An 18,445-nucleotide genomic window follows, 5' to 3' on the forward strand; every position below is an offset into this window, starting at 1 on the left:
GCGAGGGCTATTCGACCGATAATGATCATCTCTTTCGTACGACGACGAAGTCCGCGAGCGCCGTGAAACGTGCCCGTACCCGGTCGGGCATGTCGATGGCGTGCAGGGCCTCGATGGCGATGGTGTGCTGGCGGCGCGCCTCCTCGGCGGTCCACTCGCGGCCGCCGGCCTCCTCGATGAGGGCGGCACGGGCGGCGAACTCCTCCTCGGAGAAGTTCTCGAAGTCGCTGCTCTTGGCGTCGGCGGCGAGGATCTCGCCGAGCCGCTCGGAGGCGGGCCCGCCCGCTGCGAGCGCGGCGACGACCGGCAGGGACTTCTTGCGCTGGCGCAGGTCGCTCCAGGTCTGCTTGCCGGTGGCGTCCGGGTCGCCCCAGATGCCGAGCAGGTCGTCGACGGCCTGGAAGGCGAGGCCGAGGTGGTAGCCGTACTTCTCCAGGGTGTCGGCGGTGCGGTCGTCGGCGCCGCCGAGCACCGCGCCGATGGAGCTGGAGGCGGCGAGCAGGGCGCCGGTCTTGTTGCCCTCCATCTCCAGGCACTCCTCGACGCTGACCCGGTCGCGGTGCTCGTAGGAGATGTCCTGGGCCTGCCCGTCGATCAGGGCGCGGGTGGCGGTGGTGAGCCGGCGGGTGGCGCGGCCGGCCTCGACGGTGCCGAGTTCGAGGAGGACCTCGTTGGCGAGGGCGAACAGGGCGTCGCCGACCAGGATCGCCTGGGCGGGGCCGTGCACCTTCCAGACGGTGTCACGGTGGCGGCGCTGTTCGTCGCCGTCCATCAGGTCGTCGTGCAGCAGGGAGAAGTTGTGGACGAGTTCGACGGCGACGGCTCCGGGGATGCCGACCTCGGGGGCGGCGCCGGTGACCTCGGCGGAGAGCACGGCGAGCGCGGGCCGTACGGCCTTTCCGCCGTCGCCGTCGGCGGGGTTGCCCTCGGCGTCGATCCAGCCGAAGTGGTAGGCGGCCACGGTGTCCATGGGGGAGGCCAGGCGGTCGACGGCCGCCCGCAGTACCGGTGTGGCAAGGGTCCGGCCGCGCTCCAGGAGCGCGGTCACGTCCACCGCGTCGGCAGCCGTCTCGGCCGGGGGCACAGTGGGCACAGTTTCTCCTCTTGTTGCGGTACCGGGGGTGCGGGGGCCTGCCGCCTGCTGATCGAGCGTCACGCCGCCTCCTCGAACGCGAAGAGGTGACGGGGGCGGGGCCGGCCCAGGGTGCCCAACGCGGCGTCGGCCGCGTTCACACCGCTGCGGACCGCACTCTCCATGGTCGCGGGCCACCCGGTGGCGGTCCACGCTCCGGCCAGGTAGAGGCCGGGTGCCTTGGTGCGGGCGCCGGGCCGCAGCCGCCCGACGCCGGGGGTGGGGGCGAACGTCGCGGTGCGCTCCCGGGTCACGAAGAAGTCCTGCACCCCGGCGCCGCGCGCACCGGGCAACAGCCGTTCCAGCTCGGGCAGATAGCGCTCGCGCAGGTCGGCCACGGGGGTGTCGATCTCGTCCTGGGCCGCCGACTGCGACAGTGCCAGGTACTGGCCCTCGCGCAGCCCGGAGGCGTGGGTGCGGTCGAACACCCACTGGACCGGGGTGCCGAGGGCCGCGAAGAACGGCTTGGTGAGCACCGTGCGGTCGTAGACCACATGGACGTTGAGGATGGGAGCGGTGCCGATCTCCAGCAGGTTCTCCGGGGCGTCGAGGGCACCGGCGGGCAGCAGGTCGTGCGCCTCGCGCGGGGCGACGGCGAGCACGACGGCGTCGGCGGTGAGCGTCTCGCCGGGAACCTGAACGCTCCAGGTTCCGTTCTCGTTAGTGGAGACGGAGGTGACGCGTGTACGGACCTCGGTACGCACGCCCGCGGAGTCGAGCGCCTTGCGGGCCAGCCGGTCGTGCAGTTCGCCCAGCGGCACATGGGCCCAGCCGATGTCGGCCGCGCCCGGGTCGGACAGCAGACCGGTCTTGAACACCATCGCGGCGAGCCCCAGTGAGGCGTCGCCCGCGACCGCGTTGAGGGTGGCGACCCCGACCAGGTCCCACAGGGCCTCGACGGCACGCGCCGACTGGCCGTGGGCGGCCAGCCAGCTGCCGAAGTCCTGTGCGTCCAGGCTCGGATCGGCGAGGTCGAGCCCCTTGAGCGCGAGCGCGGCACGCCCGACCCTGGCCCGCTCGGCGAGCGAGAGGTGCGGATAGGCGGCCAGGCTGCGCCCCAGATGCAGGGGCACCGGCAGCGGGTCGCGCCGCAGCCTGCCCAGGCGCCGCCCCTCCGGCTTGGCGAGGTCGAGGACGGGCACGTCGAGGCGGTCCTGCAGCGGTGCCAGCGCCGTGCCCTCGATGCGGTCGAGGAACCAGCGGTAGGCGGTGCAGCAACGCAGGTACACGTGCTGGCCGTTGTCCACGGTCAGGTCGCCGCGCTGGAAGGAGAAGGCGAGCCCGCCGAGCCTCGGCCTGCCTTCGAGAAGGGTGACGCGCACCCCTGCGTCGGCCAGCGCGAGCGCGGCCGTGATGCCCGCGAGACCGCCGCCGATCACGACGGCGGTGCGCCCGGACGGAATGTCGTCCTGCGTCCGCTCGGATCGCGAGCCGTCGGTCATCGTGCCGCCTCTCCTGGCCGTCCGCCGTGCCGGTGGAACGGGGCAGGGCGGGCCGTCGCAGTCAGGGACGCCACGCCGCGCCGGAGGGTTGCCTGCCGTTTTCCTCCGGTGGAGTCACCTTGGCCCACTTTGTCCATCAGGCGCGCCTCCTGACGGTCAGACGGGAGGTGTGGCGCCGGGTGTCGAGCCCGGACAGGCCACGCACGGCGACGTACGCCTTCTCGCGTCCGGGCAGCGAGACCCGGCCGCGCAGCACCGCCTCCGGTTCGCGCTCGATGCGGTCGAGCAGGCGGCGGTAGATGCCGGCCATGGCGGCGACACAGGCGCCGCTGCGCCGGTCGAGCATGGGCAGCAGCCGGTAGCCCTCGGCGAAAAGGGCCCGGGCGCGCCGTACTTCGAAGTGCACGAGACCCGCGAAGTCGGAGCCCTCCGGCGGGGTCGGCCCGTGGAACCCGGCCGAGCAGCCGAACTTGGCGAGGTCGTCGGCGGGCAGATAGGTACGGCCGTTGCCGTCGTCCTCGCGGATGTCCCTGAGGATGTTGGTCAACTGGAGCGCGAGCCCGAGCGTGTCGGCATACTCCGGCGCGCGCTCGGCACCGCGCGCCCCCGGTTCCGTGCCGAACACGCCGAGCGAGAGCCGGCCGATGGCGCCGGCCACGCAGCGGCAGTAGACCTTGAGGTCGTCCCAGGTCTCGTAGTGCTCGCCGCGTACGTCCATCAGGACGCCGTCGATCAGCTCGTCCAGGCCGCCGAGCGGGATCGGGAAGGCCTGGGCGGCGTGCGCGAGGGCGACCGCGACCGGGTCGGTGTCGTCCTCGGCGACCGCGCCGTCCTGGACCCGGGCGAGCAGTGCCCGGGTGTCCTCGAGCCGGGCCGCCTTCACGTCGTCCGCCAGCTCGCCGTCGCCGATGTCGTCGACGCGCCGGGAGAAGGCGTAGAGCGCCGACATGGCGCGCCGCTTCGGCGCCGGGAGCAGCCTGATGCCGTAGGCGAAGTTCCGTGCCTGCTGTCCGGTGACGGTCTCGCAGTAGCTGTAGGCGGCGAGTACCGGTGCGGACACATGTGTGGGAGAGTCCACGGTCCGGATCACCCCTCTCCTCGCAGAGTCACGCCCACCTCACGCAGCAACCGGCCCTTGCCGGGCTTGGGCGGGCCTGGAAGTACGTCGTATTCGGCGGCGGCGATCGCGTGGACCGCCGCCCTTCCCCCCGCCACGAACCCCGCGAGCAGCAGCTTCAACCTGCCGTGGACGCTACCCACAAGGGGGGCGCCTTCATTCAGGAGATCGCGGGCGCGTTGTGCTTCGTATGCAACCAGTGCACGCACCGATGCGCCTGCGGTTTTCCTGGCGAGATCCGCCTCCTGGACGTGAAAGCGCTTCATGTCCTCGGCGGGCAGATAGATCCGGTCGCGGCCGAGGTCCTCGGCCACGTCCTGGAGGTGTTCGACGATCTGGAGTGCGGTGCAGATCGCGTCGGAGAGCCGGATCCGCTCGGGGGTCGAGGTGCCGGTGACGGCGAGGACCAGGCGGCCGACGGGGTTGGCGGACAGCTCGCAGTAGGCGAGGAGGTCGTCGTAGGTCTCGTACCGCTTGACGAGCTGGTCCTGGCGGTTGGCGGCGACCAGGCCGAGGAACGGCTCGGGGGTGAGGGAACGGCGGCGGACCGTCACCTGGAGGCGGCGCAGCAGGGGGTGGTGCGGAGTGGCGTCGAAGACGCGGCGCAGGTCGGCCTCGAAGGCGTCGAGCAGGACCAGGCGGTCCTCGGCCTGCTCCGGGGAGACCCCGAGGAGGCGGGCGTCGGCGCCGCCGGGGGCCAGGTCGCCGTCGCCGATGTCGTCGACGAGGCGGGCGAATCCGTACACCGCCATCAGGTCGTCGCGCCAGGCTTTCGGCAGGAAAAAGGGGGCCACGGGGAAGTTCTCGTCCGCGGCCTTGGCCAGGGTGCCGCGCTCCGGGTCTCCGGTGCGCACCGGGCCGGCTGCCGTCACCGTTCGCTGCCCGGGGCGAGGACGGCGCGGCCTGCGTTGAGCTGGGGAGTTTCCGTAGCCATTGCCGTCACATCTCCCGTTCTACACTGCCGACCCAATACACACTATTTCGGACACGCCGCCCAGCAGTCCGCGGGGCGGCCCGGCGGAGGGTGTCGTGCATTATCGCCCCACTTGCCGCTTTCCGGGACCGGTACAGCTTACGTTGTACAACGCATCGAGGTTCGTCGGGGTGTCCCGCAGATCACAACAACACACCGATTGGCGTCAAGATTCCTAAGGCGAGCCGGAGTTGACGTTTCCTTTGCAGACGCCGGGCCCCACCGGAAAGGTTCCGGCGGGGCCCGGGGCGTGGCGGGCTACTTGCCCGTGAACTTCTCGTACTCCTGGAGCACCTCTTCGGTCGGGCCGTCCATGCGCAGCTCACCGCGCTCCAGCCACAGGACGCGGTCGCAGGTGTCGCGGATCGACTTGTTGTTGTGACTGACCAGAAACACCGTTCCGGCGTGCTCGCGGAGTTCGCGGATCCGGTCCTCGGAGCGCTTGCGGAAGGCCGCGTCACCGGTGGCCAGCGCCTCGTCGATCATGAGGACGTCGTGGTCCTTGGCGGCGGCGATGGAGAAGCGGAGCCGGGCCGCCATGCCGGAGGAGTAGGTCCGCATGGGCAGCGTGATGAAGTCGCCCTTGTCGTTGATGCCGGAGAACTCGACGATCTCCTGGTAGCGGTCCTTGATCTCCTCGCGGGACATGCCCATCGCGAGGCCGCCCAGGATGACGTTGCGCTCACCCGTGAGGTCGTTCATCAGGGCCGCGTTGACGCCGAGCAGCGAGGGCTGGCCGTTGGTGTAGACCCGGCCCTTCTCGGCGGGCAGCAGGCCGGCGATGGCGCGCAGCAGGGTGGACTTCCCGGAGCCGTTGGAGCCGATCAGGCCGATGGCCTCGCCGCGGTAGGCGACGAAGGAGACCCCGCGGACCGCGTGCACCTTGCGCACCCCCCGGTCGTCGCCGCGCTTGAAGATGCGGCTGAGCGCGGCCGTCGCGCTGCCCTTGCCGGTCTTGGCGCCGTTGACCCGGTAGACGATGTGCACGTCCTCCGCGATCACGGTGGGGATCCGCTCCCCCTGGTCCTGCTCCACGTCGTTGAGGTCAGCCACGGCCGTACCGCTCCTCCGCCTTCCAGAAGTACACGAAACCGCCGGCGAACACGACCACGGCCCAGGACAGCGCGACGGCCCAGACGTGCGGCGGCAGGTTCGAGGCGCCGTAGCCGTCGATGAGGGCGAAGCGCATCAGGTCCATGTAGACGGTGGCGGGGTTCACCTGGAGGAGCGTGCGCGCCCACTCCGGCCGGCCCTCCATCATCTTGGTGATCGAGAACATCACACCGGACATGTACATCCAGGTGCGCAGGACGAACGGCAGCAGCTGGGCGAGGTCCGGGGTCTTGGCTCCCAGCCGGGCCACGATCAGGGCCAGTCCCGTGTTGAAGAGGAAGAGCAGGAACAGGATCGGGACGACCAGCACCCAGGACAGGCCCGGGCGGCTGCCGAACCCGACCACCACGGCGACCATGACGATCATCGAGAAGAGCAGCTGCTGGAGCTGCTGGAGCGCGAAGGAGATCGGCAGCGAGGCGCGCGGGAAGTGCAGCGCCCGGACCAGGCCGAGGTTGCCGGCGATCGCCCGCACGCCCGTCATGATCGAGCTCTGGGTGAACGTGAAGGTGAACACGCCGGTGACCAGGAACGGGATGTAGATGTCCTGCGACATGCCACGGCTGGCGTGCAGGATGACGCCGAAGATGAAGTAGTACACGGCCGCGTTCAGCAGCGGCGTGGCCACCTGCCAGAGCTGGCCGAGCTTGGCCTGGCTGTACTGGGCGGTGAGCTTGGCCTGTGAGAAGGCCAGGATGAAGTGGCGCCGTCCCCAGAGCTGGCGTACGTACTCGACGAGCGAGGGGCGTGCGCCGCTCACCGCGAGTCCGTACCTGGCGGCGAGCTGCGCCGCCGTGAGGCCTTCGTCGGGCGACGGCACCGCGCTCACCGCGATCCCGCCGTCATGCGTTGTCTCACTCAAGGGTGGAAGCCTTCGTCTCCGGATCCGTCCGCGGATGCGCCGTCGGATTCGTCTTACGTTCGTCTTACGCAATTGTGCTATTGGACGCGACACGTCTCCGCCATCGGAGACGCCTTCAGGGGGGTGTCCGCGCACCGTCGCGCGGACCCGCACCTTCGAGCTTGTCAGATCACCGGGGGACGGCCCAGTCGCGTGAGCTTCCACACGGTCCGCCAGCGCATCGGTCGGCGGGGGCCGCACGGGGTGGTCCAGCCCTCCCGGAAGCCGGCGAACCAGGCGTGCAGGGCCGGGCGGGAGGGGCGGCGCACCAGGGTCAGCAGCAGCCACACCCCGAGGTAGACCGGGACCAGGGGGGCGGGCAGGTTGCGGCGGGCCAGCCAGACCCGGTTGCGTGCGACCATCCGGTGGTAGACCGCGTGCCGGGAGGGAGCGGTGGTGGGGTGGTTGAGGACCATGTCGGACCGGTAGTCGATCATCCAGCCGGCGTCCAGGGCCCGCCAGGCCAGGTCGGTCTCCTCGTGGGCGTAGAAGAACTCGTCCGGCAGGCCGCCGACCTCGGCGAGGACCTGGGTGCGGACGGCGTTGGCGCCGCCCAGGAAGGTGGTGACCCGGGAGGAGCGCATCGGGTCGGAGGCCCGCAGCCGCGGCACGTGCCGGCGCTGGGTCTGCCCGGTGTCCGGGTCGGCGATGCGGAAGCTGATGATGCCGAGCCGCTGGTCGGCGGCGAAGGCCTGGCGGCACAGCTCGGCGGTGTCGTGCTCGGCGAGCAGTCCGTCGTCGTCCAGGAAGAGCAGTATGTCGACGTCACGGCCGCTGGGGCCGAAGGCCTCTATGCCGACGTTGCGCCCGCCCGGGATCCCGAGGTTCTCGGGCAGCTCCAGGGTACGGACGCCGTCCGGGACGTCCGGGACGGGCGAGCCGTTGCCGACGACGACCACCTCGACCCGCTCGCCGTCCTGCTTGGCGACCGAGTCGAGGAGGGCGCGCAGTTCGTCCGGGCGGTTGCCCATGGTGATGACGACCGCGCCGACCTTCAGCCCGGCGCTCACCGCAGCCTGCTCGACGCGAGGACCGAGACCAGGTGCAGCAGGGTCTGGAGCAGCGCGATGCCGGCGAGCACGGCGGTGCCGAGCCGGGTGAAGAAGAGGTCGCCGCGGACCTGGTCGACGATCGCGAGGACCAGGATCAGCAGGGACGCCTCGATGCCGAGGATCAGCCGGTGGAACCGGAGCAGGGCGGCGGCCCGGCGGGCCAGCGCCATCCCGGAGGAGCGCATCTCGGCGGCGGCCTCCTTGACCACCGGCAGGCCGGCCTGGTGGCGGGCGACGCCGACCAGGTCGGTCTCGGCCTTGATCAGGATCGCGCCGAGCGCGGCCAGGGTGCCGAGGAAGGCCCACAGCCAGTCGATACGGCCGCTGCCGAACAGGTCGGCGGCGCGCAGCCCGAGGCCCACGAGGACGGCGGCGTCGGTGAGGTAGGCGCCCACCCGGTCGAGGTAGACCCCGCCCAGCGAGTACTGCTGCTTCCAGCGGGCGACCTCGCCGTCGACGCAGTCGAGCAGCAGGTACATCTGGACGCACACCACACCGAGGACGGCGCCCGTGATCCCGGGCACCAGCAGGGCCGGGGCCGCGAGCACGCCGAAGACGGTCATCAGGTACGTGAGCTGGTTGGGCGTGACCCTGGTGTTCACCAGGTAGCGGTCCACCCGCAGGGACACCTCGCGCATGTAGAGGCGTCCCATCCAGTGCTCACCGCTGCGCCGGTCCTTGACCCCAGCGGGGTGCACGACCGGACGGAGTTCAGCTACCGATGGCCTTGACATAGTCGACGTAGATGTCCTTGATCTGGTGGGTCTTGAGGTCGAGGTGTTCGAGGATGGTGTAGCGGCCGGGCCGGGTCTCCGGAGCGAACTCCACGACCCGGACGAACTCGTCCACGGTGAAGCCGATCTCCTCCGGCAGCACCGGCAGTCCGTGCCGGCGCAGCACACCGGCCATGTACACGGACTCCTCGTGGGCTCCGCGCAGGTACATCGCGAAGGCCGCGCCGAGCCCGCACTGCTCGCCGTGGCTGGCGGCACGCCTCGGGAACAGCAGGTCGAAGGCGTGGTTGATCTCGTGGCAGGCGCCGGAGGACGGGCGGGAGTCGCCCGACACCGACATGGCGATACCGCTGAGCACCAGCGCCTCGGCGAGGACCTGGAGGAAGTCGTTCTCGCCGATGCCGCCGGGGTGGCGCAGCACCGCCTCGCCGGCCTGCCGGGCCATGGCGGCCGCCAGACCGTCGATCTTCTCGCCATTGACGCGGTGGGACAGCTCCCAGTCCGCGATCGCCGAGATGTTGGAGACGGCGTCGCCGATGCCCGAGCGCACGAAGCGCGCCGGGGCCTCCCGGATGACGTCGAGATCGATGACGACCGCGATCGGGTTCGGCACGCCGTAGGAGCCGCGGCCCGCGTCGTTGTCGAGGGTGGCGACCGGCGAGCAGAGTCCGTCGTGCGCGAGGTTCGTCGGCACCGCGACCAGCGGCAGGCCCACCCGGGCCGCGGCGAACTTGGCGCAGTCGATGATCTTGCCGCCGCCGAGGCCGACGACCGCGTCGTAGTGGCCGGCCTTGATCTCGCCGGCCAGCCGGATCGCGTCGTCGAGGGTGCCGCCGCCGACCTCGTACCAGGTGGCGCCGGGCAGGCTCGGCGCGACGCGCTCGCGCAGCTTCGAGCCGGAGCCGCCGCTGACGGCGACCGCGAGCCGCCCGGAGTGCGAGATGCGTTCGTCGGCGAGCACGCCCGCAAGGTCGTCGAGGGCACCCGGGCGGATGTCCACGACGACCGGCGAGGGGATCAGCCGGGTCAGTACTGGCACGCGATCTCCCGTCCCCTGGCGAGATCGTCGTGGTTGTCGATCTCGACCCACCGGACGTCGCCGATCGGCGCCACGTCGATCCGGAAGCCGCGGTTGACCAGCTCCTGGTAGCCGTGCTCGTAGAACTGCTGCGGGTCGGTCTCCCAGACCGCCTTCAGCGCGTCGGCGAGCTCGGGGGCCGCGTCGCCCTCGATGAGGGTGACGCCGATGTACTCGCCGGTGGCCTCGGCGGGATCCATCAGCTTGGTGATCTTCGTCATGCCCTTGTCGGCGCCGACGACGACCTTCATCTCCTCGTCGGCGAGGTCCTTGACCGTGTCCAGCGCGAGGATGATCTTCTTGCCGTCGCCGCGGGAGGCGAGCAGCGTCCGCTCGACGGAGACCGGGTGCACGGTGTCGCCGTTGGCGAGGATCACGCCGTCCTTGAGGGCGTCACGGCCGCACCACAGGGAGTAGGCGTTGTTCCACTCCTCGGCCTTGTCGTTGTCGATGAGGGTGAGCTTGAGGCCGTACTTCGCCTCCAGAGCCGCCTTGCGCTCGTAGACGGCCTCCTTGCGGTAGCCGACGATGATCGCGACCTCGGTCAGGCCGATCTCGGCGAAGTTGCCGAGGGTCAGGTCGAGCACCGTGATCGAGTCCTCTATCCCGGCAGGCCCCACCGGCACCAGCGCCTTGGGCAGGCTGTCGGTGTAGGGGCGCAGACGCCGTCCGGCGCCGGCCGCCAGCACGAGGCCGATCATGCGGGTTCTCCTTCGTCGTGTACGGCGGGCGCCCCTGCGGACACCCAGAAGCGGATGCTCTCGACGAGCACCAGCCCGGCCACGATCACGGCGAGGACCGTGAGCGCGACCTTGAACTGCGCGCCGGTGAGCACCGCGGCCAGGACGGTGACCAGCAGCACTCGCCCTTCCTGTCCCCCGATGGCGCGGACCAGCCAGGCCGGTGGCGCCCCGGCGTTCCCGCGGATGCGGTACACCGTGTCGTAGTGATGGTAGGCGACGGCGGCCACCAGGCCGAAAGCCGCAGGAAGGGCTCCGTTTACCCCAGCTTTACCTGCGAGGACGAGCACGGTGCCGTACTCGGCGGCGCGGAAGAGGGGCGGGACCAGCCAGTCGAGGGCGCCCTTGAGGGGGCGGGCCAGGGCCTGGCCGGAGGCGAGGGCGTAGACGACGGCTCCCGCGACCGGGGCCCAGGTCACACCGGAGAAGAGGGAGACGGTGAGAACCGCCACGCCGGCGAGGGCCACCAGGAACGGGGATCCGAGCGGGGCGCGCAGGGCGCGGGACACGAACCCGGCGAGCGGACCGTTGTCCGCCAGGTCCGCCAGCGCCTGTGCCGCCCGGTCGGTCCGCTTCGCCTTCCGGGTCAGCGATCGCAGCACCCGCCCGGCCGTGGTGTAGGTCGCCGCGAAGGCGCAGCCGACCAGCAGGACGTAGAAGGTGATCCGCGGGGTCGTCGTCGCCGTGAGGACGGCTATCAGTGCCCATCGTTCGCCGATGGGCAGGACTATCATCCGGCGCACCCAGACCGTCCAGCCGACGCTGTCGAGGCGCCCGGAGAGGGCCGCGGTGGGGCTGGTGTTGGCGGTGGCGTCGTGGTTGGCCTCGTTGAAGGAGAAGTCGACCACGTGCCGGCAGGTCTGCAGGACCATGGCGCCGAGGGCGAGGGCCCACACGTCGTCGCCGCCGCGGGCGGCGCCCAGCGCGAGGCCCGCGTAGTAGGCGTACTCCTTGGCCCGGTCGAAGGTGGCGTCCAGCCAGGCGCCGAGCGTGGAGTACTGCAGGGAGTAGCGGGCGAGCTGGCCGTCGGTGCAGTCCAGGACGAAGGAGGCGATGAGCAGCACGCCCGCCGCGACGAATCCGATGCGGGTGCCGGTGGCCGCGCAGCTCGCCGCGATCAGGGCGGTGAGCAGGGAGGCGGTGGTGACCTGGTTGGGGGTCAGGCCGCGGCGGGCGCACCAGCGGGCGATGTAGCGGGAGTACGGGCTGATGAAGAAGGTGGTGAAGAAGCCGTCGCGGGACTTCACGGCCGACTTCAGGCGTACGGCCTCGTCGTCGACGGCGGCGACGGCCTGCCGTGCCTCGTTGCGGGCCTGCGGATCGGCGGGGACGGCCGCGACCAGGCTGCCCAGCTCGGGATGGTGGACGTCGGCGTCGAGGGCGGTGACGAGACCGTCGACGGCGAGGGCGGTGCCGCCGCCCGCGGCGGCTTCCCCGGCCAGCGCGCGGCTCAGGGCCTGACGGCCGGCCGGCCGGGCGGTGACGGCGCCGGGGATCGCGGCGAGCGGGAAGCGGGGGTCGGTGAGGCCGAGCCGCAGGGCGTGCACATGGCCGACGAAGCGGGAGTCGACGACGGCGACGCGCCGGTCGGCGGGTACGGCGGCGAGCAGGGCCTCGGTCTCGACGGTGTCCGACGCCGTCCGCACCTCGAAGCCGAGCGCCCGCAGATCGCTCTCCAGTGACGATCCGGGGACCGGCGGACCGGTGACGATGGCGGTCGACAACCGAACTCACTCCCTGGGTGCCGGCGAACGGACGCCGGTCTGCTGCATGGTCGGGCGGGGTGTACCTGGCGGCCCCCGGGCGGCATTCGGCAGAGGTTATCGGATGGTGAGGACTGCTTGTTCACCGGCCGTTCACGGCACGGTCCACCCACTCTGCCCCGGCCTTTGCCGAGATCATCATCCGCGATCCGGGCCCCGGCCCACAAACCGCGCTCACAGAACGGACATTGAAGACACCCGCCCACGGCTCCGCGACCGTCCGTCCGCACCACCCAGCCCTTCACGGAAGGTAACTGAGGCTGCCCTGACCTGGTCTTTGTTTTCGCAGGTCAGGGCAGATGACAACGGTCTTCAGTGCCGCGTTGCCGGATACCCCCCACCCGTAGTTCACTGTGATCCCGGGCGGAACACAGGAGGCGTATCCCATGGGGGCAGGGCACGACCACGGTCACGGCCACAGTCACGCGCCGGCCACCGGCACGGCCGCGGCGGCGTACCGGGGACGGCTCCGGGTGGCGCTCGCCATCACCCTCGGGGTGATGGTGGTCGAGATCGCCGGCGGCCTGGTGGCCGACTCGCTCGCGCTGATCGCGGACGCGGCCCACATGGCGACCGACGCGCTGGGCCTCGGCATGGCCCTGCTGGCGATCCACTTCGCCAACCGCCCGCCGAGCACCAACCGCACCTTCGGCCTCGCCCGCGCCGAGATCCTCGCCGCCCTGGCGAACTGTCTGCTGCTGCTCGTGGTCGGCGGCTATGTGCTGTACGAGGCGGTCCAGCGGTTCCTCACGCCGGCGGACACCCACGGCGGCCAGATGATCGTGTTCGGCCTCATCGGCCTGGTCGCCAACATGATCTCGCTCACGCTGCTGGTGCGCGGCCGGCAGGAGAGCCTGAACGTGCGCGGGGCGTTCCTGGAGGTGGCCGCCGACGCGCTGGGCTCGCTGGCGGTGCTGATCTCGGCCGTGGTGATCCTGACCACCGGCCGGCAGGCGGCTGACCCGATCGCCTCGCTGGTCATCGGCCTGATGATCGTGCCGAGGACGCTGAAACTGCTGCGCGAGACCCTGGACGTCCTGCTGGAGGCGGCGCCGCGGGGCGTCGACATGACGGAGGTACGGACGCACATCCTGGCCCTTGACGGCGTGGCGGACGTCCACGACCTGCACGCCTGGACGATCACCTCGGGGATGCCGGTGCTGTCGGCGCACGTGGTGGTCCGCTCGGACGTGCTCAGCGCCATCGGCCACGAGAAGCTGCTGCACGAGCTGCAGGGCTGCCTGGGCCACCACTTCGACGTGGAGCACTGCACCTTCCAGCTGGAACCGGTCGGGCACGCGGAGCACGAGGCCCGGCTCTGCCACTGACCCCGGCACGGCCGGACACTGCGGCCGGATACCGGAACGCAGCGCTCCGCGCTCCCCCGGCGTCCTTGTGTTCGAGACCCCCGGACGGTTCCCTCGGGCACCCGTAGGGCACGATCAACTACCGGGTCCCTCTTCCGGCGTGCCCGTGCCGGGAAGTGCCGGGAGTGTCGGATTCGTACGGCAGACTTGGTGCGAGGACCGAGGCGAAGGATGGGTATGCCGATCACACCTGCCACCGCGACGCACAGCACGTCGGAAGGGACCGCAGACGCGATTTTCCTTGAACTCGTCGACGAGAAGGGTGTGACCATCGGCACCGCGGAGAAGCTGGCCGCGCACCAGCCGCCCGGGCAGCTGCACCGGGCGTTCTCCGTCTTCCTCTTCGACGAGCACGGCAGGCTGCTGCTCCAGCAGCGGGCACTGGGCAAGTACCACTCCCCCGGCGTGTGGTCCAACACCTGCTGCGGCCACCCCTACCCCGGAGAGGCCCCCTTCGCGGCGGCCGCCCGGCGGACCTTCGAGGAGCTGGGGGTCTCCCCGTCGCTGCTCGCCGAGGCGGGCACGGTCCGCTACAACCACCCGGACCCGGCCTCCGGCCTGGTCGAGCAGGAGTTCAACCACCTGTTCGTCGGCATGGTCCAGGCGCCGCTCGCGCCGGACCCGGAGGAGGTCGAGGCGACCGTCTTCGTGACGGCCGCCGAGCTGACCGAGCGGCACGCCCAGGCCCCCTTCTCGTCCTGGTTCATGACCGTGCTGGACGCGGCCCGCCCGGCGATCAGGGAGCTGACGGGCCCGTCCGCCGGCTGGTGAACCCCCTCAGGGCAGTGTCGCGGGTTTGAGCGGCAGGGCGGCCCAGATCACCTTGCCGCCGTTCGACGTGTGCTCCACGTCCACGACTCCGCCGGCCTCCCGGGCCACCTCCCGGACCAGCAGCAGCCCCCGGCCGCCGAGCTGGCCATGGTCGGCCTCCAGGGCGGTCGGGCGGTAGGGGTGGTTGTCCTCCACCGACACCCGCACCCACTCGGCGCCGACGGCGACCTCCACGGCGAGCATCGGCGACAGCAGCGCCGCGTGCTTGACCGCGTTGGTGACCAGCTCGGAGACGATCAGCAACAGCCCGTACACCAGGTCCTCCGAGACCGGGACGCCCTGGCGCTGGAGCAGGTCCCGTACGGCGCGCCGCGCCTGCGGGACCGAGGCGTCCACAGCGGCGGCGGTGAACCGCCAGACTCCTTCGTACGGCAGCGGATCCGGCGGCGGAGCGCCGCCTCCCTCTGGACGCGGGTCGTGCCCGCGCCCGTGGTTCTCCATCGTCCGGTCGCCACCCTCGCGCTCGATTGTCACCACACGTCGAGTGTTGGTAACGACCCGCTCCGCTCCGGATGACTGAACACAAGTCAGCAACTATCGAGCGGATCCGACCGTTGGCGTATGACAAGGTCAGTTGTGGGACGACTCTTGCCCTCTTGAATGCCGACTTCGCGAACTATTCGGGTTGTACGGGTATGAGAACTTTCCCGGGAGACGGGATGCGGCTCCCCTGTCACCACCGGAATTCCACTCCTCCCGGGCGCGGATACCATCCCGCACTATGGAGCCCCGCCTCGACCACCAGGTCGGAAACGCCGTTGCCACGGTCGTCATCGGCAACCCTGCCAAACGCAACGCGATGACCGCGGAGATGTGGCGCGCCCTCCCGCCCCTTCTCGACGCCCTCGCGGCGGACCCCGCCGTGCGGGCTCTCGTCCTCACCGGCGAGGGGGGCACCTTCTGTGCCGGCGCCGACATCTCCACCCTCCGGGGCTCCTCCGCCGAGGCACAGACACTCGCCGTCGCCGCCGAGGAGGCCCTCGCCGCGTTCCCCAAGCCGACCCTCGCCGCGGTGCGCGGCCACTGCGTCGGCGGCGGCTCGCAGCTCGCCGCCGCCTGCGATCTGCGGTTCGCCGAGGAGGGCGCGCTGTTCGGGGTGACACCGGCCAAGCTCGGCATCGTCTACCCGGCCGCCTCCACCCGCCGCCTGGTGTCCCTCGTCGGCCCGGCCACCACCAAGTACCTCCTCTTCTCCGGCGAGCTGATCGACGCGGACCGGGCGCTGCGCACCGGTCTGGTCGACGAGGTGCTGCCGGAGGGCGAACTGGACAAGCGGGTGGCCGAGTTCACCCGGACCCTGGGCGCCCGCTCGCAGCTGACGCAGGCCGCCGCGAAGGAGTTCGCGGACGGCCGCACGGACCGGGACGCGCACTGGGCGGAGCAGGCACGCGGCAGCGGCGACACCGCCGAGGGCGTCGCCGCGTTCCTGGAGCGCCGTCAGCCGCGGTTCACGTGGGCAGTTCCGCGCCGAGGATGAACCGGCTCATCGAGCGGAGCAGGGCGACGACCTCGGCGGGCGCCTTCTGCGGGGAGCCCGCGTCGTAGGGCGGCTGCGGGTCGTACTCGATCCCGAGCTGTACGGCCTGGGCGACATCGTCCCCGGAGATCCGGCCGAGGAGGGCGAGGCCCATGTCGATGCCGGCGGAGACACCGGCCGCGGTCACGTACTTTCCGTCGGTGACGACCCGCTCCCCCGTCGGCTCGGCGCCGAACTTCCGCAGCTCGTCCAGGGCCAGCCAGTGCGAGGTGGCCCGGCGGCCTTCGAGGAGGCCCGCGGCGGCGAGCAGCAGGGAACCGGTGCACACGGACGTCGTCCAGGTGCTGGTGGCGTCGGCGGTGCGGATCCAGTCGAGGAGGGCCTGGTTCGTCATCTGCGGGGTCTGGCCGGGGCCGCCGGGGACGACCACGACATCGGGGTGCGGCACCTCGGCGAGGGGCCGGTCGGCGGTCAGGGCGAGATACCCGTTGTCGGTGCGGACGGGGCCGGCCTCCTCGGCGACGAAGACGACCTCGGAGTCCGGGAGCCGCCCCAGGGTCTCGTACGGCCCCACGGCGTCGAGGGCGGTGAATCGGTCGTAGAGCACGATCGCGAACTGCATGGCTCTCCTAACGGGTCGGGTCGGCGGGGGCCGGGCTGAACCTGCGCCGGTATTCGGCGGGAGTGGTGCCGAGGGCCTTGAGGAAGGCACGGCGCATCGCTTCGGGCGTGCCGTAGCCGCTGGCCCGGGAGACCTCCCCGACGCCGTCGCCGGTGTCCTCCAGGAGCCGGCGGGCGTGTTCCAGCCGGACCCGGTCGACGTAGCGGCCGGGCGTCGTCCCGGTCTCGGCCTGGAAGGCGCGGGCGAAGTGGCGGGGCGAGAGCGCGGCGCGGGCGGCCAGCGCCTCGACGCTCAGGTCGTCGTCCGGGTGCTCGGTGATCCACTGCTGGACCTCCCGCAGTGGTGCGCGCTGTGCGGTCTGGGCGGCGAGCTGGGCGCTGAACTGGGCCTGGTTGCCGGGTCTGCGCAGGAACACCACCAGGTGCCGGGCGACGGCGAGCGCGACGGCCCGGCCGAGGTCCTCCTCGACGAGCGCGAGGGCGAGGTCGATGCCGGAGGTGACACCGGCCGAGGTGGCGACGCGGCCGTCCCGGACGTAGATCGGGTCGGGGTCGACGCAGACGGCGGGATGGTCGCGGGCCAGCGTCTCGCAGTACGCCCAGTGGGTGGTCGCCCGGTGGCCGTCCAGGAGCCCGGCGGCGGCGAGCAGGACGGCACCGGTGCAGACGGAGACGAGCCGCTCGGCGAGCGGCCCGTGCGCCCGCAGCCACGCCACCAGCTCCGGGTCGGACCGCCGGGTGCCCTGGCCACCGGGGACGAGGAGGGTGTGCGGGTCGGGCGCGTCGGCCAGGGCCCCGTCCGGTACGACGGTCAGCCCGCTGGAGGTGCGCACGGGAGCGCCGTCCAGGGAGGCGGTGCGGACACGGTAGCTGCCCGGGGTGTGGGTCTCGGCGCCCGTGAACACCTCCACGGGGCCGGTGACGTCGAGGCTCTGGACGCCGTCGAAGAGGACGACGAGAACGGTTCGCTGCGCCATGTCATCGATTGTTGGCCCGTCCGGTGATGGCTGCAATGACGAGTAGCCCACCTTTCCTGCCATCCCGGACGGAGTCCCGGGCCCGCATCGCCCCGGACACTGGAGTCCGTACCAACCAGTCAGTAGCGTGCGCCCATGACAACCGCCGCACTGGAGCCGCGCGCCGGCCGCCGCTGCCACACCCTGCTCAACTCCCTGCACGCGACCCACTTCTTCAGCCCCGAGCTGGCCGAGGAACTGGCCGCGCTCGGGGTCACCCATCCGCGGGCCGTCAACTTCGCGGTGCGGGCGGCCGCGTTGGGGGCGGTCGGGGCCGGCACGGTGACGGCGACGTTCTACAACTACAAGCACGAGCTGGTGGCCCGGCATGTGCCGGCCGTCTGGGAGACCGCCGCCCCGAAGGACGTCCTCGCCGCACGCGTGCGTGCCGTCGACGCGTCGATGCGGCGGCTGCTCGGTGCGGACACGGTGGTCTCCGACGGGATGGCCGAGGCCGCGAGGCTCGCGCTGCGCGCCACCGAGGCCTGCTCGCGCTCCGGCCGCCCGCTGTACGCCGCCCACGCGGACCTGCCGGTTCCCCAGGAGCCCCATCTCGCCTACTGGTACGCGAGCACGCTGCTGCGCGAGCACCGCGGCGACGGGCACCTCGCGGCACTGCTGGCGGCCGGTCTCGACGGGCTGGAGGCGGTGGTGACGCACACGGCGACCGGCAAGGGCATGACTCCGAAGTGGGTGTTCGCCACGCGCGGCTGGAGCCAGGACGACTGGGACGCGGCGGTGGCACGGCTGCGGGAGCGCGGGCTGCTCGACGCGGAGGGCGAGCTGACCGGGGCGGGGGTGGCCCTGCGGGCGGAGATCGAGGCGGAGACGGACCGGCTGGACCGAGCCCCGTACGAGCACCTGGGGTCCGCCGGGGTGGCACGGCTGACGGAGCTCGCGGCGGGGTTCGCGAGGGCGGCGGTGGCCGCGGGGGCATTTCCGGCGGACCTTGTCGGCAAGGGGTGACGAGAGGCGAGGCCCTGGGCGGGCGGTCTGGAGGGGTGGTCGAACGCGGGGGCGAGCGGTGGTCTCTTCGTCTGACGGGGGCCGGATTCGTGCGGGTGTTTGATCGAGTCCCCGGGTGGGCG

Annotated in this window: 19 protein-coding genes; 4 read left to right on the forward strand and 15 right to left on the reverse strand. The window is 71.7% G+C overall.

The genetic code is table 11. From position 1 onward, the window contains the following. Positions 1 to 25 precede the first annotated feature (25 nt). The 12 genes from ACFWPQ_RS30950 to ACFWPQ_RS31005 form a co-directional block, all read right to left on the reverse strand. On the reverse strand, positions 26 to 1,093 hold the full coding sequence (locus ACFWPQ_RS30950; protein WP_361290594.1) for a polyprenyl synthetase family protein: 1,068 nt from the start codon (positions 1,091 to 1,093) through the stop codon (positions 26 to 28). A 59-nt stretch (positions 1,094 to 1,152) separates the two neighbouring features. Continuing rightward, a complete protein-coding gene (gene hpnE, locus ACFWPQ_RS30955) occupies positions 1,153 to 2,574 on the reverse strand; it encodes a hydroxysqualene dehydroxylase HpnE (RefSeq protein WP_361290591.1) in 1,422 nt (473 codons plus the stop codon). Next, entirely contained in the window at positions 2,571 to 2,711 is a 141-nt protein-coding gene (locus ACFWPQ_RS30960) for a DUF6380 family protein (RefSeq protein ID WP_361290588.1), read from the reverse strand. The genes hpnE and ACFWPQ_RS30960 overlap by 4 nt, the downstream gene beginning before the upstream one ends. Then, entirely contained in the window at positions 2,711 to 3,664 is a 954-nt protein-coding gene (gene hpnD / locus ACFWPQ_RS30965; protein WP_384041880.1) for a presqualene diphosphate synthase HpnD, read from the reverse strand. The genes ACFWPQ_RS30960 and hpnD overlap by 1 nt, the downstream gene beginning before the upstream one ends. Next, positions 3,661 to 4,563: a squalene synthase HpnC gene (gene hpnC, locus ACFWPQ_RS30970; RefSeq protein ID WP_384041883.1), complete on the reverse strand. Its 903-nt coding sequence runs from the start codon at positions 4,561 to 4,563 to the stop codon at positions 3,661 to 3,663. The genes hpnD and hpnC overlap by 4 nt, the downstream gene beginning before the upstream one ends. 359 nt (positions 4,564 to 4,922) lie before the next feature. Beyond that, on the reverse strand, positions 4,923 to 5,717 hold the full coding sequence (locus ACFWPQ_RS30975) for an ABC transporter ATP-binding protein (protein ID WP_384041885.1): 795 nt from the start codon (positions 5,715 to 5,717) through the stop codon (positions 4,923 to 4,925). After that, on the reverse strand, positions 5,710 to 6,639 hold the full coding sequence (locus ACFWPQ_RS30980) for an ABC transporter permease (protein WP_384041887.1): 930 nt from the start codon (positions 6,637 to 6,639) through the stop codon (positions 5,710 to 5,712). Before ACFWPQ_RS30980 ends, ACFWPQ_RS30975 begins: the two co-directional genes overlap by 8 nt. Positions 6,640 to 6,803: 164 nt before the next feature. Continuing rightward, positions 6,804 to 7,676 carry a glycosyltransferase family 2 protein gene (locus ACFWPQ_RS30985; RefSeq protein ID WP_384042105.1) on the reverse strand — a complete coding sequence of 291 codons (873 nt, stop codon included), beginning with the start codon at positions 7,674 to 7,676 and terminating at the stop codon, positions 6,804 to 6,806. 8 nt (positions 7,677 to 7,684) lie between these two features. After that, entirely contained in the window at positions 7,685 to 8,428 is a 744-nt protein-coding gene (locus tag ACFWPQ_RS30990) for a CDP-alcohol phosphatidyltransferase family protein (RefSeq protein WP_361290576.1), read from the reverse strand. A gap of 13 nt (positions 8,429 to 8,441) precedes the next feature. Continuing rightward, positions 8,442 to 9,503 (reverse strand): iron-containing alcohol dehydrogenase family protein, encoded by a 1,062-nt coding sequence (locus ACFWPQ_RS30995; protein WP_384041888.1) that lies wholly within the window; start codon positions 9,501 to 9,503, stop codon positions 8,442 to 8,444. Further along, on the reverse strand, positions 9,491 to 10,243 hold the full coding sequence (locus ACFWPQ_RS31000; protein WP_384041891.1) for a sugar phosphate nucleotidyltransferase: 753 nt from the start codon (positions 10,241 to 10,243) through the stop codon (positions 9,491 to 9,493). The genes ACFWPQ_RS30995 and ACFWPQ_RS31000 overlap by 13 nt, the downstream gene beginning before the upstream one ends. Beyond that, entirely contained in the window at positions 10,240 to 12,006 is a 1,767-nt protein-coding gene (locus tag ACFWPQ_RS31005; RefSeq protein WP_384041894.1) for a DUF5941 domain-containing protein, read from the reverse strand. The genes ACFWPQ_RS31000 and ACFWPQ_RS31005 overlap by 4 nt, the downstream gene beginning before the upstream one ends. A 425-nt stretch (positions 12,007 to 12,431) precedes the next feature. Here ACFWPQ_RS31005 and ACFWPQ_RS31010 point away from each other — a divergent pair, with 425 nt between their 5' ends. Together ACFWPQ_RS31010 and idi are read left to right on the forward strand one after the other, a co-directional pair. Then, entirely contained in the window at positions 12,432 to 13,373 is a 942-nt protein-coding gene (locus ACFWPQ_RS31010) for a cation diffusion facilitator family transporter (protein WP_384041896.1), read from the forward strand. Positions 13,374 to 13,589: 216 nt separating this feature from the next. Further along, on the forward strand, positions 13,590 to 14,183 hold the full coding sequence (idi, locus tag ACFWPQ_RS31015; protein ID WP_384041899.1) for an isopentenyl-diphosphate Delta-isomerase: 594 nt from the start codon (positions 13,590 to 13,592) through the stop codon (positions 14,181 to 14,183). A 6-nt stretch (positions 14,184 to 14,189) separates the two neighbouring features. Here the strand turns inward: idi and ACFWPQ_RS31020 are convergent, their stop codons facing one another. Next, the gene (locus ACFWPQ_RS31020) at positions 14,190 to 14,684 is read right to left on the reverse strand and encodes an ATP-binding protein (protein WP_361291040.1); all 495 of its coding nucleotides are present in this window, start codon (positions 14,682 to 14,684) and stop codon (positions 14,190 to 14,192) included. 280 nt (positions 14,685 to 14,964) lie between these two features. Here ACFWPQ_RS31020 and ACFWPQ_RS31025 point away from each other — a divergent pair, with 280 nt between their 5' ends. Then, a complete protein-coding gene (locus ACFWPQ_RS31025) occupies positions 14,965 to 15,720 on the forward strand; it encodes an enoyl-CoA hydratase/isomerase family protein (protein ID WP_384041903.1) in 756 nt (251 codons plus the stop codon). Here ACFWPQ_RS31025 and ACFWPQ_RS31030 read toward each other — a convergent pair. Both ACFWPQ_RS31030 and ACFWPQ_RS31035 read right to left on the reverse strand, forming a co-directional pair. After that, complete coding sequence (locus ACFWPQ_RS31030) at positions 15,692 to 16,342, reverse strand: DJ-1/PfpI family protein (RefSeq protein ID WP_384041906.1); 651 nt, start codon at positions 16,340 to 16,342, stop codon at positions 15,692 to 15,694. The genes ACFWPQ_RS31025 and ACFWPQ_RS31030 overlap by 29 nt on opposite strands. A 7-nt stretch (positions 16,343 to 16,349) precedes the next feature. Next, a complete protein-coding gene (locus tag ACFWPQ_RS31035) occupies positions 16,350 to 17,318 on the reverse strand; it encodes a GlxA family transcriptional regulator (protein WP_384041909.1) in 969 nt (322 codons plus the stop codon). A gap of 135 nt (positions 17,319 to 17,453) precedes the next feature. Here ACFWPQ_RS31035 and ACFWPQ_RS31040 point away from each other — a divergent pair, with 135 nt between their 5' ends. After that, positions 17,454 to 18,323, forward strand: a complete 870-nt coding sequence (locus tag ACFWPQ_RS31040) for a hypothetical protein (RefSeq protein WP_384041912.1) — start codon at positions 17,454 to 17,456, stop codon at positions 18,321 to 18,323. The last annotated feature ends 122 nt before the right edge of the window (positions 18,324 to 18,445 follow it).

It is taken from the genome of Streptomyces sp. NPDC058464 (genome assembly GCF_042721035.1).
Lineage (GTDB): Bacteria > Actinomycetota > Actinomycetes > Streptomycetales > Streptomycetaceae > Streptomyces.

What these genes read in the sequence shown, in the direction of transcription:
- hpnE (WP_361290591.1), bottom strand. Translation starts at nt 2,574, where the DNA reads ATGACCGACGGCTCGCGATCCGAGCGGACGCAGGACGACATTCCGTCC.
- ACFWPQ_RS30960 (WP_361290588.1), bottom strand. Translation starts at nt 2,711, where the DNA reads ATGGACAAAGTGGGCCAAGGTGACTCCACCGGAGGAAAACGGCAGGCA.
- ACFWPQ_RS31000 (WP_384041891.1), bottom strand. Translation starts at nt 10,243, where the DNA reads ATGATCGGCCTCGTGCTGGCGGCCGGCGCCGGACGGCGTCTGCGCCCC.
- ACFWPQ_RS31010 (WP_384041896.1), top strand. Translation starts at nt 12,432, where the DNA reads ATGGGGGCAGGGCACGACCACGGTCACGGCCACAGTCACGCGCCGGCC.
- idi (WP_384041899.1), top strand. Translation starts at nt 13,590, where the DNA reads ATGCCGATCACACCTGCCACCGCGACGCACAGCACGTCGGAAGGGACC.
- ACFWPQ_RS31020 (WP_361291040.1), bottom strand. Translation starts at nt 14,684, where the DNA reads ATGGAGAACCACGGGCGCGGGCACGACCCGCGTCCAGAGGGAGGCGGC.
- ACFWPQ_RS31025 (WP_384041903.1), top strand. Translation starts at nt 14,965, where the DNA reads ATGGAGCCCCGCCTCGACCACCAGGTCGGAAACGCCGTTGCCACGGTC.
- ACFWPQ_RS31030 (WP_384041906.1), bottom strand. Translation starts at nt 16,342, where the DNA reads ATGCAGTTCGCGATCGTGCTCTACGACCGATTCACCGCCCTCGACGCC.
- ACFWPQ_RS31035 (WP_384041909.1), bottom strand. Translation starts at nt 17,318, where the DNA reads ATGGCGCAGCGAACCGTTCTCGTCGTCCTCTTCGACGGCGTCCAGAGC.
- ACFWPQ_RS31040 (WP_384041912.1), top strand. Translation starts at nt 17,454, where the DNA reads ATGACAACCGCCGCACTGGAGCCGCGCGCCGGCCGCCGCTGCCACACC.